Source organism: Microbacterium sp. zg.Y909 (assembly GCF_024626565.1).
In genome coordinates, this window is sequence record NZ_JANJFJ010000622.1 from 1 (window position 1) to 1,623 (window position 1,623).

At 70.4% G+C, this 1,623-nt stretch carries 1 protein-coding gene and 1 tRNA gene; one reads left to right on the plus strand and one right to left on the minus strand.

Going from position 1 to position 1,623, the window contains the following annotated elements:
- Nucleotides 1-34: 34 nt before the first annotated feature.
- Nucleotides 35-120, minus strand: a tRNA-Leu gene (locus NQ160_RS23510).
- Between the two features lie 110 nt (nucleotides 121-230).
- On the opposite strand from NQ160_RS23510, the gene NQ160_RS23515 reads away from it, so the two are divergent.
- Complete coding sequence (locus NQ160_RS23515) at nucleotides 231-1,532, plus strand: M20/M25/M40 family metallo-hydrolase (RefSeq protein ID WP_257517416.1); 1,302 nt, start codon at nucleotides 231-233, stop codon at nucleotides 1,530-1,532.
- Nucleotides 1,533-1,623 lie beyond the last annotated feature (91 nt).

Consider the following 1,623-nt stretch of genomic DNA (forward strand, 5'->3'; position numbering starts at 1 on the left):
GAAGAAGGCCCCCTTTCGGGGGCCTTCTCATCTGTGCGCGAGGGGGGACTTGAACCCCCACGCCCGTTAAAGGGCACTAGCACCTCAAGCTAGCGCGTCTACCTATTCCGCCACCCGCGCATTGGGTGAAATTGCTTTCGCAACCGAGGGTCGAGCCTAGCATGATCGCGGAGCATGTTCGAACCGGCGCCACGCCGGGCGCCCTCGCCGACAGCGGTAGCGTAGAGCGCATGCCCGAGACCGAAGCCGACCTTCCCGAGGTCGTGCGCGTCGCCCGCGATCTCATCCGGTTCGACACGTCGAACTTCGGCGGCGGCAACGCCCGCGGCGAGCGCGAGGCCGCCGAATACACCGGCGCGTACCTCGAGTCACTCGGCCTCACTCCCGAGTACTACGAGCCGATCCCGCGCCGCACGAACCTGGTCGCCCGCGTGCCGGGGCGCGACCGCGACAAGCCCGCCCTGGTGCTGCACGGCCACCTCGACGTCGTCCCCGCCGTTGCCGCCGACTGGAGCGTCGATCCCTTCGCCGGCGAGATCCGCGACGGCATGCTGTGGGGCCGCGGAGCGGTGGACATGAAGGACATGGATGCCATGATCCTCACCTCCGTCGCAGACCTGCTGCGCGCCGGCGAGCAGCCGGCCCGCGACGTGATCGTGACCTTCTTCGCCGACGAGGAGAACGGCGGTGTCGAGGGGTCCGCCCTTGTCGTCCGCGACCGTCCGGAGTGGTTCGCCGGCGCGACCGAGGCGATCAGCGAGGTGGGCGGCTACTCCATCGCCTCCGGTGACCGCCGCGCCTACCTCCTGCAGACGGGGGAGAAGAGCCTTGTCTGGATCCGCCTGCGCGCCCGGGGCCTCGCCGGCCACGGCAGCCGGTTCCACCCCGACAACGCCGTCACGCGCCTCGCCGAGGCCGTCGCCGCGCTTGGGCGCACCGAGTGGCCGCTGGCGATGACCGACACGTCCCGGCAGCTCGTCGAGGGTCTCGCCGCCCTCGTGACCGGCGACTCCCGGCATCCGGATGCCGTCGCCGAGCAGTTCGGCCCCGCCGCCGCGTTCCTGCGCTCCACGTTCCGCACCACGACCAACCCCACCGGCCTCACCGCCGGCTACAAGCACAACGTCATCCCCGACACGGCCGAGGCGCTCATCGACGTGCGCACGGTGCCCGGGGGAGAGGATGCCGCCCTCGCGGACATCGCCGCCATCGTCGGGCCCGACGTCGAGATCGAGATCGTTCACCGCGACATCGGTCTCGAGGTTCCCTTCGCGGGCGCCCTCGTGCGCGAGATGGTCGCGGCCCTCGGCCGGCACGACCCGGGCGTCCCCGTCATCCCGTACCTCATGGGCGGGGGTACCGACAACAAGGCGCTCGCGCACCTCGGCATCGCCGGCTACGGCTTCGCGCCGCTGCGGCTGCCCGCCGATCTCGATTTCACCGGCATGTTCCACGGGGTCGACGAACGCGTCCCCCTGGATGCCCTCGTCTTCGGGCAGGCGGTTCTCACCGACCTGCTCCGCACGTACTGACAGCAGTTCACCGAAAGGCGCGCATGAGCTTCTTCGAAGCGATCCTCCTGGGCCTGGTCCAGGGGCTCACCGAATTCCTCCCCGTCTCCTC